This window comes from Streptomyces sp. KL116D (genome assembly GCF_030766975.1).
GTDB classification, from domain to species: domain Bacteria; phylum Actinomycetota; class Actinomycetes; order Streptomycetales; family Streptomycetaceae; genus Streptomyces; species Streptomyces longispororuber_A.
Genome location: NZ_JASERH010000030.1, coordinates 204,621 through 217,837, shown reverse-complemented (window position 1 = coordinate 217,837; position 13,217 = coordinate 204,621). Strand labels below are relative to the sequence as shown.

9 protein-coding genes are annotated in these 13,217 nt (G+C 73.2%); 5 read left to right on the top strand and 4 right to left on the bottom strand.

Annotated elements, in window-relative coordinates:
• The first annotated feature begins 123 nt into the window (after positions 1-123).
• Entirely contained in the window at positions 124-1,209 is a 1,086-nt protein-coding gene (locus RBJ77_RS11210) for a class I SAM-dependent methyltransferase (protein WP_372344857.1), read from the top strand.
• 12 nt (positions 1,210-1,221) lie between these two features.
• On the opposite strand, the gene RBJ77_RS11205 is transcribed toward RBJ77_RS11210, so the two are convergent.
• Together RBJ77_RS11205 and RBJ77_RS11200 are read right to left on the bottom strand one after the other, a co-directional pair.
• Entirely contained in the window at positions 1,222-1,746 is a 525-nt protein-coding gene (locus RBJ77_RS11205; RefSeq protein ID WP_372344856.1) for a hypothetical protein, read from the bottom strand.
• 80 nt (positions 1,747-1,826) lie between these two features.
• Positions 1,827-2,423, bottom strand: a complete 597-nt coding sequence (locus tag RBJ77_RS11200; RefSeq protein WP_372344855.1) for an MBL fold metallo-hydrolase — start codon at positions 2,421-2,423, stop codon at positions 1,827-1,829.
• A 137-nt stretch (positions 2,424-2,560) separates the two neighbouring features.
• On the opposite strand from RBJ77_RS11200, the gene RBJ77_RS11195 reads away from it, so the two are divergent.
• Positions 2,561-4,588 (top strand): ATP-binding protein, encoded by a 2,028-nt coding sequence (locus RBJ77_RS11195; protein ID WP_372344854.1) that lies wholly within the window; start codon positions 2,561-2,563, stop codon positions 4,586-4,588.
• The gene (locus RBJ77_RS11190) at positions 4,579-6,126 is read left to right on the top strand and encodes a hypothetical protein (RefSeq protein ID WP_372344853.1); all 1,548 of its coding nucleotides are present in this window, start codon (positions 4,579-4,581) and stop codon (positions 6,124-6,126) included. The genes RBJ77_RS11195 and RBJ77_RS11190 overlap by 10 nt, the downstream gene beginning before the upstream one ends.
• A 56-nt stretch (positions 6,127-6,182) precedes the next feature.
• Here RBJ77_RS11190 and RBJ77_RS11185 read toward each other — a convergent pair whose 3' ends face one another.
• On the bottom strand, positions 6,183-6,932 hold the full coding sequence (locus tag RBJ77_RS11185; protein WP_372344852.1) for a Mut7-C RNAse domain-containing protein: 750 nt from the start codon (positions 6,930-6,932) through the stop codon (positions 6,183-6,185).
• Between the two features lie 136 nt (positions 6,933-7,068).
• Here RBJ77_RS11185 and prcB point away from each other — a divergent pair, with 136 nt between their 5' ends.
• Complete coding sequence (gene prcB, locus RBJ77_RS11180; RefSeq protein WP_372344851.1) at positions 7,069-7,902, top strand: proteasome subunit beta; 834 nt, start codon at positions 7,069-7,071, stop codon at positions 7,900-7,902.
• A gap of 171 nt (positions 7,903-8,073) precedes the next feature.
• A complete protein-coding gene (locus tag RBJ77_RS11175; RefSeq protein ID WP_372344850.1) occupies positions 8,074-10,299 on the top strand; it encodes a family 43 glycosylhydrolase in 2,226 nt (741 codons plus the stop codon).
• Positions 10,300-10,360: 61 nt separating this feature from the next.
• On the opposite strand, the gene RBJ77_RS11170 is transcribed toward RBJ77_RS11175, so the two are convergent.
• Entirely contained in the window at positions 10,361-13,177 is a 2,817-nt protein-coding gene (locus RBJ77_RS11170) for a beta-L-arabinofuranosidase domain-containing protein (protein ID WP_372344849.1), read from the bottom strand.
• Positions 13,178-13,217: the final 40 nt, after the last annotated feature.

Below are 13,217 nucleotides of genomic sequence, written 5' to 3'. Positions count from 1 at the left end.
CGGCCGGATCGGTTCCGGCGGGGTGGGCGTCGTCTGTGCGGCCGAGTCCTCCACCGGGCGCCGGGTGGCGCCGAAGGCGGTGCACCAGCGGTCGAGCCGGTCGTCTCCACCCGCCGCGACGAGGTGTACTCCCTGTCCGACAAGGACCGGCCGACGGCCGTCGACCGCCGCTCGGGCAAGGTCAAGTGGCGTGGCCCCGAGCGCAGTTCACGTGCCACGGCCGAGGGTCCGCCGGGTTTCCTGGCCCTCGTCGACGACGTGGTGGTCAGCGGTTCGAAGGGCCGGCTGACCGCCGTCTCGCCCGACGCCCCGGACGCGAAGCCCCGCGCCGGCACTCCCTGGGGTCTTGGGCGTCCTTGTGGGGAGGCACGCCGCCGGATACCGTTCCGATGTATCAACTCGATATATCGGGGCGGCAGTTGCGGCCACCCGAGGGATGCGGGGAAAGCCATGCGGGCGATCGACTACGACTCGGAGCAGCACCAGGACTACGCGCGTGGCCGGGCGCTGAGCGAGCGGCAGCTCGGGGTGTGGCTGGCCGCCTTCGAGGCGGTGCTGCCGGAGCGGCGTCCGCTGGCGGGCCTCGACGTGGGGTCGGGGACCGGCCGGTTCACCCCTGCGCTGGCCGACGCGTTCGGGCCGGTCATCGGCGTCGAGCCGGCCGCCCGGATGCGCGAGGTCGCCGAGACCCGGTCGCCCCATCCCGACGTGCGCTACGTCGCGGGCAGCGCCGAGGAGATGCCGGTCCCCTCCGCCACCGCGGACTACGTCCTGATGGGCTGGTCCTGGCACCACGTCAGGGACCGGCCGCGGGCCGTCCGGGAGCTGGCCAGGGTGCTCAAGCCCGGCGGGCGGCTGCTCCTGCGCACGAACTTCAGCGACCACCACCCGCGGCCGTGGTGGCTGGAGCACTTCCCGCGCGGCTACGAGGCGGACGCGGCGATCTTCCAGCCGCTGCACGAGGTCATCGAGGGGTTCACGTCGGCCGGCTGGCGGGTCGCCGGCTTCGGCACGGTCACCGAGCCGTCGGCGGGCACCCGCGCCGCCATGCTGGAGCGGCTGCGGCTGCGCACCCTCTCGTTCTTCGCGCAGCTCGACCCGGCGGAGCTGGAGACCGGGTTCGAGCGCCTGGAGAAGGCGGTCGCACAGGACCCCGACGCGCCGGCCCCGGTCTTCGCCGAGCCGCTGCTCACGCTCGAACTGCCCTGAGCCGGTCCGGGCTCAGCAGCCCTTGGAGATCGGCTCGAACGTCACGCGGGCCCGGTCGTCCGCCCCGTTGACCTTGCTGTAGACCGCGGGTGCGACGCGGAACCAGACGTCGTCCCTGGCCTTCTTGCCGTTGAGGTCGTCGAGGCGGACGCACCAGCGTTCCTGGCGGACGACACGGGTGTACGTCTCGGTGCCCTTGCGCACCTTGTCGCAGTCCCGGTACCGGTCGGTGGTGTACCAGGTCCTGGTGCGGCCCTTCTTGCGCTGGGTGTGCTTGACCTTGCGGGTCTCGGTCCCGCACTTCTTCACGTAGTGCGGGCGGGTGCCCTTGGCGGTCTTCCGGGTGGTGTGCCGGACGGCGTCGCGCACCCCGCTGACCTCGTCGTCCCTGTCCTGCCCGTCCTGGTGCTGTCCGGCGTAGGAGCTGCCGGCCTTGCCGCCGTGCGACGACGACGCCTTGTCCGTGCCGCCGCCGCACGCCGCGAGCGCGGCCACGAGCATCATCGTCAGTCCGGCGAGTGCCGGGCGCCGCTTCACGGGCATAGCTCCTCTTGGTGTACATGCCATCAGGGACGGGAAGCGTAGCCGATCATGAGCGGTCGCCCGGTGGGCGGGGGTCACAGCGACTCGCCTGGCCGCACGTAGCGGTAGCGCGTCCCGGACTCCTCGGCCAGCCACCCGTTGACGCTCGCCAGGCCCCGCTCGTTGAGCTGCCCGTCGTGGATGGCGAAGGCCCGCTCGGGGCGGACCGCCCGGACGAAGTCGATCGCCTCGCCCGTCTTCAGCCAGGAGCCCTGGGCCGGGACGAGGAGCGTCTCGACCGGTCCCTCGGGGACGTGCAGCGCGTCGCCCGGGTGGTAGAGCGCGCCGTCGACGAGGTAGCCGAGGTTCGGGCAGTCCGGCAGCCCGCCGTGGATCGGGGCGTGCCGGCCGCCGACCGCGCGTACCCGGAAGCCCGCGGCGTCGAACTCCTCGCCCGGCGCCACCCGGCGCACCGCGAGCCGGGGCACGTCCGCGCCCGCCGGGGCGAAGACGGGCACGCCCAGGGCGGCGAGCCGCAGCACGTCGACGTGGTCGGCGTGCTCGTGCGTCACCAGCACGGCGTCGGCGCCGTCGAGGGCGGCCGGTTCGCTCCAGACGCCCGGGTCGACGACCAGGGTGCGGCCGTCGTGCTCGATCCGAACGCACGCGTGGGTGTACTTGGTGATCCGCATGGCGCCCCACCGTACGCACCACCCGCCGCGCGCATTGCGAAACTCGCCTTACAGCCCACGGATCGTCCGAATACCCTTACGAGGAACGGGAATTGATACGGTCCCGGGATTCCGGTGCGCCCAGTGGGGGGAGTGGGGTGGCTGCCGTCACCGACGACAGAGCCGGCCGAACGGAGCGGGACGCCGCGGTGCGCCGCCGCATGGCCGAGGGCCTGAACCGGCCGCAGGGACCGCTGCGCCCGCTGCCCGCCGTGGTGGTCCTGGGCGGGCGCGGCAGCGGCAAGTCGACGCTCACCGCACACCTGCGCACCTGGGCCGAGCGCATTCCGCTCGCCGCCCTCGATCTGGAGCCGATCAGCGAGCGCGGCGGCACCCGGATCGACGTGCTCACCGAGCTGGCCTTCCAACTCAGCGCACACCACGACGAGTTGCCGCAGTTGTCGTTCCCCGCGCTCGGTTCACTGCTGGCCGCCGTCGGTACCGCCGTGGACGCCCGCAGCCGGGAGCGGGCCGTGCGCGAGATGGCCGAGGCGCTGCGCCAGGGGCGGGCCCGCGAGCACAGCTACGAGGAACTGCTCGGCATCGCCGACACCGCGGCGCAGGCGGCCGGGCTGCCCGGCTGGGCGTCCGCGGTCGTGCCGCTGGTGCAGGGCGGGCTGCGGTCCTGGCGCGGACTGCGGCTGCGCCGCCGGTTCGCCGAGACGTCCGCGGCGGGCCCGGGCAGGGGCGCCACCGCGGACTTCCTGGTCGGCGTGAACCGGCTGTACCACGGCTATCCCGCGCAGCGCGAGGAGGCCGAGCGGGTGCTGCTCGACGCGTTCCTGGCGGACCTGCGCGGCGCGTACGCCTCGGCCCACGCGGACCGCAAGCGGACCACGAACTGTCTGGCGCTGCTCGACAACGCCGACTCTCCGGTCGGCGAGGCCTTCCTGCACCTGCTGCTCGACTCCCGCGAGCGGTCCGGGCGCCCTGATCCGCTGCTCGTCGTCGCGACGGCCCGGCGCCGCCCGGAGGCGCTGGTGCGCGCGGAGACGGGCAGCGGCCGGCGTCCCGACTACCGCGAGAGCTGGCCGCAGCAGGGCGAGTTCGTCCCGCTGGCCGCGGGGCCGCTGCGGGCGGGCCGGCTGCGCGACCTGAACCGCCGCGAGGTCGAGGAGCAGGCCGCGGCCGCCGTGGACGCGCTGCCGGTCGGCTCGGTGCTGCCGAAGGCGGACAACGCGGTGCAGTGGCTCGGCTGGATCGTCTACGAGATCACGCGCGGCCATCCGGCCGGTACCGCCCAGGTCCTGGAGGTGCTGCGCCGGATGCCGGCCGACCTGCCGTGGGACCAGCGGGTGCGGCAGTGCCTCGCGCCGGTCGACGGCAGCGTCCGGCCCGCGCCCGTCCTGACGGCGGCCCCCGCCCTGACGGAGTGGCTGCTGCGGGACTGCTCGGCGCAGCTGGCCCGCGTCCTGCCGCGGGCCGCCGCCCCGCTCACCCTGGGCCGCGCCGAGACCTGTGACGCGCTGTGGGAGGGGCAGGAGTCGGTCCTGCGCGAGTTCGTGAACCTCAGCGCCGACGACCTGCGCTCGGTGTCCGAGCCCGACGAGGGGCTGCCCGCGCTGCCCCGGCTCAGCCGCTTCCTGCTGCTGCGGCTGCTCGACGGCGCGCCCGGCTCCCCCGACCACGCCGGGACGTGGACGGGCGCGCACCGGGCGCTGCGGGCGGCTGCCCGGGCCCGCGGCGATCTGCGCGCGGCCGCCTACCACGATCTGGCGCTCGGTGAACTCCCGGCCGCCGTCGACTACTTGAGGGAGCGCTTCGACGAGGTGGGCGCCGACACGTGGTGCGCGGACCTGGCCTGGATCCAGCGCGCCCCGGCCCGCTGGAGCGGCGCCCTGCCCGAGCCCGCCCGGGACCGGTACGAGCGGCTGGTCGGGGTGGCCGAGGGCGACGCGACCCGGCAGGCCGTCACCCGGCTCCTGACGGCGGGCTGGATCACGGCGCACCCGCGTGCGGACGGGGCGCCGCTGCCCTACGCGGATCCGCTGGGCGACCCGTACGCGGAGCTGTACCCGGACATCGCCGAGGAGTTCCTCACCCTGCGCCGCCCCATCGGCAACGAGCACGACCGCCATGTGCTGCTGCGCATGGCCCAGCGGTACGAGAGGAAACCGTGGTGGTAGACCCTGACGGCGGCCTGCGGTTCCAGCCGCGCCGGCCGCGGCGCCTGAAGTGGCCCTGGCAGGTCGCGGGCATCCTGGCGATCGCGGCGCTGACGTGGGCCGTGATCGGCCCGCTCACACCGGCCGACGACGGCAAGGGCGCGCAGTGCGCGCCGGGCATCCACCAGACGGGACCGCGCAAGGAGTGCATCGGCGTCTCCGACGGCTCGTTCGTCTTCGACGACTCGCTCAAGGACGTGATGGGCAAGATCGCGACGGAGAACGGGCGGGTCGAGACGTCCGGCAAGAAGTACGTCTCCGTCGTCTACGCGGAGCCGCTGACGACGGTGCCGGGCGAGGAGGAGGCCAAGTACGGGCTGCGCGGCGAGCTGATGGGCGCGTATCTCGCCCAGCGCGAGCTCAACGACCCGGAGCTCGGCGCGGGCCGCGGGGACCTGCCCCAGATCCGGCTCCTGGTCGGCAACCTGGGCCTGCGCTCCGAGCAGTGGAAGGAGCTGACCGACGATCTGATCGACCGCTCCGAGGGCAAGGACAAGGTCGTCGCCGTCGCCGGGTTCGGGCAGAGCAGGGGCGGCACCCGGCACGCGGTCGACGCGCTGCGCGAGGCGGGCATCCCGATGATGGGGGCCACGGTCACCGCGGACGGGCTCGCGGACGCGGCGCACACCGGCTTCTTCCGGGTCTCCGCGCCCAACCGCGACCAGGCCGCGGGCGCCGTCAACTACCTCAAGGAGCAGCAGCGCAAGCACCCGGGCTACAAGGTCGCCGTCATCCGGGACCGGAACACGGACGACATCTACAACACGTCGCTGTCCACGTCCTTCGAGAAGGCGGCGAAGGCGAAGGGGCTCCGGCTGGAGGGCGCGCCGCTGGAGTACCTGTCGGGCGTGGACGGGGTGACGAACGCGTTCTCGTCGGTCGCGGACAAGGTGTGCGACGTAGCTCCCGACGCGGTGTTCTTCGCGGGCCGCGGTCTGAACATCCGCAACTTCATCAACTCCATGTCGGCGCCCGACCGCCGCTGCACCGTGACGCTGGTGACGGGTGACGACGCGCTCGGCGCGTACTACGGCACGAAGGAGAGCGAGCAGCGCCGCGAGAAGCTGCGCACGGAGTGGCGGGACAGCCGGGTGACCGTCCTCTACACGGCGCTCGGCCATCCCGCGCTCGCGGGCGCCCTGTACGAGAAGCCGAACGATCCGCTGCCCGACTTCGTCGACCTGTACAGCGGCGAGTTCGGCGGCAGTGACGACGCGGTCGCCAAGGCCCTGGAGGACGGCCAGTCGATCCTCGGCCACGACGCGGTGTGGACGCTGGGCGTCGCGGTGCGCAACGCGGCGGGCCCCGACGGCAAGGGCCCGGTCAATCCGGGCGCGACGCTGCAGATGCTGCTCCAGCTCGGCGGCAGCAAGGCCGTGGCGGGGCTCAGCGGCCCGATCGCGTTCGCCTCGGACGGCAATCCGGACGGCAAGCCGATGGCCCTGGTCCGGATGGAGCCGAGCGGCACCTACACGTTCCGGCAGGTGCTGCGCCCCTAGGGCCGGTCCGGCCAGGGCCGGTCCGGCTAGGTCCGGTCCGGCTAGGTCCGCTCCGGCTAGGTCCGGTCCGGCGCGGGTGCCGGGCCGAACTCCTCCATCGCCGCGCCCACCATCGCCTCCAGGCGGTCGTGGTGGGCGCCGCGCCAGTACACGCGGGCGCAGTCCGTGCACTGGGCGAACACGTCGTAGGTGGCGCGGGTGCCGCCCTCGACGCGGTCGGCGACGTCCTCCTTGCGGGCCTCGGCGAGCGGGCCGTTGCACGCCGTGCAGCGGGTCCAGGGGGCCAGGGCGGGGGCGAACCGGCCGAGGACGTCGCGGAGCTGGTCGTCCGGCTTGTCGCTGTAGACGTAGCCGCCCGCCCACAGTTCGCGGCGCCGCAGCAGCCCCCGGTCCCGGCTGAGCAGGACGCGCCGTTCGGTGGCGGAGCGGGTGGCGAGCGCCGGGTCGCCGATGTCGGTCGACTCGTAGGCGGTGTCGACGCCGAGGAGCCTGAGGCGGCGGGCGAGGGTGCCGAGGTGGACGTCGAGGAGGAAGCGCAGGGGTGCGCCGGGGACGGCCTGGGGGCGGGTGACCGGGCGCACCTCGACGTGTTCGCCGGCGGCGGGGACGTGCCCGGTGGGCACGGCCGCGCCGTCCACGACGAGTTCACCGACCTCCGTCAGCGGCACCCCGAGCGACTCGACGGCATGGCCGAGCGTGGACACGCCGTCGGTGACGAGCGGGGCGGCGGCGCCCGAGCGCCAGGACTGCGGGACGAACAGCCCCAGTTCGGGGGCTACTTGGACGAGGATCTCCGGACCGTTCATCGGGCCAGAATGCCACGATGCGGCGGCCGGACGGTTCCGCGCGGCACGGACGGGACAGGAAGCCGTACGGGGGACCACCACCCGGGCACCGAAGGACCCGAGGCACCCGAGGACCACCGACAGAAGGCGAGAGCACATGACCGAGCACACCCGGGGGCTGCCGCCCGTGTTCCTGGACAGCGCCACCTCGTCGTTCACCCACCTCGTCGAGCGGGTCGCCCCGCACGCCCTGCCGTGGCACCGGGCCGCCGGTGCGGGACCGGCGCCCGGGCTGCCGCACGGCACGACGGTGCTCGCGCTCACCTTCGACGGGGGCGTCCTGATGGCCGGTGACCGCCGCGCCACCCTGGGGAACGTGATCGCGCAGCGCGACCTGGAGAAGGTGAACTACGCGGACGGGCACACGGCGGTGGCGTTCGCGGGGACCGTGGGGCTCGCCAAGGAGCTCGTGCGCCTCTACCAGCTGGAGCTGGAGCACTACGAGAAGGTGGAGCGCCGGACGCTCTCCCTCAACGGCAAGGCGCAGCGGCTCGCCGCGATGATCCGCGACCATCTGGCGCAGGCGATGCAGGGGCTCGCCGTCGTGCCGCTGCTCGCCGGGTTCGACACCGCGCGCGGCGTCGGCCGGATCTTCAGCTTCGACGTCACCGGGGGCCCGTACGAGGCGGTGGGCTTCCACGCCGACGGGTCCGGATCGCCGTACGCGCGGGGGGCGTTGAAGAAGCTGTACCGGCCGGGGATGCCGGCGGCGGACGCGACGACGGTGGCCGTGCAGGCGCTGTACGACGCGGCCGACGACGACTCGGCGACGGGCGGTCCCGACCTCGCCCGGCGGATCTACCCGTCCGTCGCGCTGGTCACCGCGGACGGCTACCGGCAGGTCCCGGAGGACGAGGTGCGGGCGGTCGCGGAGTCGGTGGTGTCGGCGCGGCGGTCCTCCCCGGAGGGGCCCACGGCGCCGCTCCTGTAGGACGCGGACGCCGCGGCGGGCGCATACCCGCGGGACCGAAAGTTTCGGTCCCGCGGGTATGCGCCCGTTTCTGTTGACACTCCGTTCCCTACTGATGACACTCCGAGGGCAGTTCAGCAGACTCCGACAGAAAGCACCATCACAACCACACTCACTGCCACAGGATGTGTCATGCGACGCCGCACCGTACGCAGGCTCCTGCTCCCCCTGATCACCCTGGTCCTGCTCGCCCTCGGTGCCCCGCCCGGCACCGCGCAGGCCCCGCACGCGAAGGCCCCCGTGAAGCACTCCCCGTACGCCGGCTACCTGTTCGCCTACTTCACCGGTGAGGGGACGGCGGACGGCGAGCAGATCCGCTACGCCCTCAGCAGGGGCAACGACCCTTTGCACTGGCGGGAGTTGAACGCCGGGAAGCCGGTGCTCACCTCCACGCTCGGCGAGCAGGGGCTGCGCGATCCGTTCGTGATCCGCTCCCCGAAGGGCGACAGGTTCTACATGATCGCGACCGATCTGCGGATGTACCGCAACAGCAGCGGGAGCTGGGACGACGTGCAGCGGCACGGCAGCCGGTCGATCATGATCTGGGAGTCGACCGACCTGGTGCACTGGACCGACCAGCGGCTGGCCGAGGTCGCCCCGGAGAACGCGGGCAACACCTGGGCGCCCGAGGCCTATTGGGACGACGCCCGGGGCGAGTACGTCGTCTTCTGGGCGTCGAAGCTGTACGCGGACGACGACCCGGACCACACGGGATCGACGTACAACAAGATGCTGTACGCGACGACGAAGGACTTCCGCTCGTTCAGCGAGCCGAAGGTCTGGGACGACCCGGGTTACTCCGTGATCGACTCGACCGTCATCAAGGACGGGGGCACCTACCACCGCTTCACGAAGGACGAGCGCGACCCGTCCTCGTCGTCGCCGTGCTCGAAGTTCATCACCGCGGAGAAGTCCACGGACCTCACCGACACCTCGTACGACTTCGTGTCCGACTGCATCGGCAGCGGGGAGCTGACCCGCGGCGAGGGGCCGACGGTGTTCAGGTCCAACACCGAGAAGAAGTGGTACCTGTTCATCGACGAGTACGGCGGCCGGGGCTACGTCCCCTTCGAGACGACCGATCTCGACTCCGGGACGTGGACGCCGTCCACGGACTACCAGCTTCCGGCGAGTCCGCGGCACGGCACGGTGATGCCGGTGACCCGGGCGGAGTACGACCGGCTGCTCCGGGCGTTCCCGGAGACCGGGGCCTCCCTGACCGATGTCACCGCGGCCGGCCAGAAGGGGTACGCGATCGTCACGGAGTCGGCGGGCAAGGTCGTGCTGCCGATGCGGCCGAAGGCACACCTCGCCGCCCTGGCACCGGAGTTGTGGGCGTCGGAGGGCGCCGAGGTGAGCCCGCCGTCCGGGACGCGCCGTGACTTCCGCACCCCGCAGAAGTACCGCGTGACGGCCGCCGACGGCACCGTGCGCACCTGGACCGTGGAGGCGGTGCCCACCCGCAGCCCGGTCCTGCCGGGTCTCAACGCCGACCCGGACGTGGAGTACTTCGACGGCCGGTACTGGATCTATCCGACGACCGACGGCTTCAAGAACTGGGGCGGCACCCGGTTCGGCGCCTGGTCGTCCGAGGACCTCGCGCACTGGACGCCGCACGGCGTCGCGCTCGACCTCGGCCCGGACGTGAGCTGGGCGGACGCCAACGCGTGGGCGCCCGCGGCGACCGAGAAGGACGGCAAGTACTACCTGTACTTCTGCGCGGAGCAGCAGATCGGCGTCGCCGTGGCCGACAGCCCGGCAGGCCCGTTCAAGGACGCCCTCGGCAAACCCCTCGTCGCCAAGGGCCAGTTCACGGGCCAGATGATCGACCCGGCCGTGTTCACCGACACCGACGGGCAGAAGTACCTGTACTGGGGCAACGGCCACGCGTACGTGGTACCGCTCGGCGACGACATGGTGTCCTTCGACCCGGCGCGGGTGCGGGACATCACCCAACCCGGCTTCCGCGAGGGCTCGTTCGTCGTCGAACGCGCGGGCACGTACTACTTCATGTGGTCCGAGGACGACACCCGCTCGCCGGACTACCAGGTGGCCTACGCCACCGGTCCGTCGCCGACCGGGCCGTGGACGAAGCGCGGCACGATCCTGTCGAAGCGCCCCGAGTACGGCATCAAGGGCACCGGTCACCACTCGGTGGTGCGGGCGCCGGGCACCGACGACTGGTACGTCGTGTACCACCGGTTCGCGCTCGACGGGCCCGGCAGGCCGGGCGGTGACGGCACGCACCGGGAGACCACCGTCGACCGCATGAGGTTCGCGGCCGACGGCACGATCGAGCCGGTGGTGCCGACGCTGGAGTCGGTCGCCCCGGTGCGCCGGAGCGCCGCGGGCGGCTGATGCGACGGCGGGCGCGTGCCCGATCGGGGGGCCGGGCGTCCGACGACGCCCGGCCCGCCGTTCACTTCTCGTACGAGGCCCCCCGCGCCACCCGCACGATCTCGGCCGCCTGCGCCGCCGTGAGCAGTCCGTCGGCGGCCCACGCGGCGGCGGTCTCGCGGACGTGGGCGACCAGCGCGTTCCTGCCGGGGAACGGGGCGGCGGCCCAGACCGCGTCGAGGAACGAACTCCCGTCCTCCCGCACGGGGTTGGCGACGCCCGAGTCGGTGCCGCCGAACACGACGGCCGGTTCGGAGCGGTGGAAGTACGCGTGGGTGGGGTCCTGCGTGCCCTCCAGGAACGGGGCGAACTCGACGCCGTCGAGCGTGAAGTGCAGCGGTTTCCCGGCGACGGGGGTGAGGGCGGGGCGCAGGTCGCCGGAGAGCGCGGCGCCGCCGTACAGGCCGAACTCCAGGGCGGTGGTGCGGGCGTCGCGGGCGACCAGGTTCACCGGGCCGTAGAAGAGGGCCTGGGTGCGGTGCGGGTCGTCGGGGGTCCGCTCCACCCGGACCCGGAACGGCATGGCGATCCGCACGGTGTCGCCGTCCCGCCAGGTGCGCGACACCGTGGTGTACGTGCCCGGCTTCGCCGAACCGCCCTGCACCGCGCGCCCGTTGACCGTGACGCGGAAGCCGTCGACGGCCCAGGCCGGCACGCGCAGCCGGAGCGCGAAGGCGGCCGTGCGGCCGTGGACGGTGAGCGTGCTGCCCTGCTCGCGCGGGAAGTCCGTGGTCTGGGTGACGGTGACGCCCCGCCCGGCCCAGGTCAGCGTCGAGGCGGTGTAGAGGTTCACGTAGAGGGCGCTGTCGTCGGCCGCCCTGAAGTACACGGTGTCCTGGTACTTGGTGGCGCTCTCCATCCCGGTGCCCTCGCAGCAGGTGGTGCCCGCCTTCGGCGTGTAGTCGCGGACGTGGCCGGGCTGGAGTCCGATGAAGTAGGTGACGAGCGGCTTCTCCGCGTCGGCCGCGTCCTGCTTGGAGCCGAGCACCTGGTTGAGCAGGGCCCGTTCGTAGAAGTCCAGGTACTTGGGGTCCTGGTCGTGCAGGAACAGCAGCCTGCTGAGCTTGAGCATGTTGTACGCGCAGCAGGTCTCGGCGTTGACGTCGCCGAGCGTCGAGGCGATGACGCCGGGGTCGCCCCAGAACTCGCGGTTGCTGGTGCCGCCGATGGCGTACGTCCGGGACGGCACGACCATGTCCCAGAACCTGCGGGCGGCGTCCAGGTAGCGGTCCTCGCCGGTCGCGTCGTGGAGGCGGAGCACCCCGGTGAGGACGGGGATGTGCTGGTTGGCGTGGAGGCCGCTCAGCGTGTCCTGTCCCGCGGCGCACGAGTCGATGAGCCTGTCGAGGTCGAAGAGGCGGGCCAGGGCGAGGTGGCGGGGGTCGCCGCTGATCGCGTACAGGTCGACGATCGCCTCGACGATGCCGCCGAACTCGCCGCTGGAGAAGATGCCCCACATGCGCTGGAGGGTGGCCGCGGGCAGCACGGAGAGCCGGGAGTGCATCCAGTCGCACAGGCCCTCCGCGAGGTCGAGGGCCTTGGCGTCGTCGGTGGCGAGGTGGGCGTCGACGAGACCGCGCAGGATCTTGTGGGCCGTGTAGTAGGGCGCCCAGACCTTGGTGTAGTCGCCGCTGGTCATGGACTCCAGGGCGATGAACTGGGTCTCGGGGTAGGCGGCGAGGAATCCCGGGTGGCTCGGGCCGCCCCACGTGCGGCGCAGGGTCGCGGTGCGGGCGTTGCCCGAGGCGTCGGCGAAGGTGGAGCCGCCGGTCTCGTCGAAGCCGTACGCGGCCAGGTCGCCGGCGCCCCGGTACGTGCCGTCGTGCAGAGCCGCGATGTCGTCCGCGCCCAACACCCGTGAGAACAGGTGGACTTCGTCGAGGGCGCCGGCGAACACGGGGTCGCCCGCGTAGTGGGAGCGGCCGAGCCAGTGGTCCTTCAGCGTGCCGAGCGCGGCGGGGGTGAGGGTGAGGGCGGGGTTGCGCGCGACCTCGCGGCCGTCGACGTACAGGATGCCGGTGCCGCCGCCGAGCGCGACGGCGACGTGGCTCCACTCGCCGACGGGCAGCGGCGCCGTGCCGTCGATGCCCTGCTCGCCGCCCGCGCCCGACGTGGTGACGGCGAACCGGGGGTGGCCCTGGGCGTTCCGCGCGGCCAGGTACAGGTACCGGCCGGTGTCGTCGCCGAAGTCGGCGATGCGGGCCCAGGCGTCGGCGTGCTCGGGCCGCACCCGGGCGGCGAGCGTCAGCGCGTCGCCCGCACCGTCGAGGACGCTTCCGGGCAGGTCGACGTACTGGTAGGAGCCGCGGATGTTCGAGACGGCGCGACCGCCGGAGCGGCCCTCGACGCTGAGCACGGTGGGGTCGGCGCGCAGCGCGGCCCGCACCCCGTACAACTCCCCCACGACCCTGCGGATCTTGTCGGCGTACACCTGCTCGCCCGTGCTCGCCCACGCCTGCGCCAGCATGGTCAGGAAGTGGCCGGTGGTGTGCCCGCGGAGGTTCCCGTTGGCCTCGCCGTCCAGCCCCTCCCAGCCGCCGGGCGCGACGGCCCCCGGGGTCGGCAGCCCCACGTTCGCGCGGAAGACCTGCACGAGCCGCATCTCGTCGTAGCCGCGCCCGAAGTCCAGCATCAGTCGCCGCTTGTCCGCGAACACGCCCTTGCCGAGCGCGACTTCACCCAGTTCGAAGGGGTGCACGCCCCATGCGGCGGGCGCGGCCGCCCCTGCGGGCGTGGCGGCGCGGGGTGCGGCGGCCGCGCGGCCGGGAGTGAGGGAGAGCGCCGCCGCACCGAGTGCGGCGGCGCCCATGAGGGATCTTCTGGTGGGGCCGGGTGCCATGTCCGTACGACCTCTCCTGTTCGAAATACCGACAGCGGTT

What these genes read in the sequence shown, in the direction of transcription:
- RBJ77_RS11170 (WP_372344849.1), bottom strand. Translation starts at nt 13,177, where the DNA reads ATGGCACCCGGCCCCACCAGAAGATCCCTCATGGGCGCCGCCGCACTC.
- RBJ77_RS11200 (WP_372344855.1), bottom strand. Translation starts at nt 2,423, where the DNA reads ATGCGGATCACCAAGTACACCCACGCGTGCGTTCGGATCGAGCACGAC.
- RBJ77_RS11175 (WP_372344850.1), top strand. Translation starts at nt 8,074, where the DNA reads ATGCGACGCCGCACCGTACGCAGGCTCCTGCTCCCCCTGATCACCCTG.
- RBJ77_RS11185 (WP_372344852.1), bottom strand. Translation starts at nt 6,932, where the DNA reads ATGAACGGTCCGGAGATCCTCGTCCAAGTAGCCCCCGAACTGGGGCTG.
- prcB (WP_372344851.1), top strand. Translation starts at nt 7,069, where the DNA reads ATGACCGAGCACACCCGGGGGCTGCCGCCCGTGTTCCTGGACAGCGCC.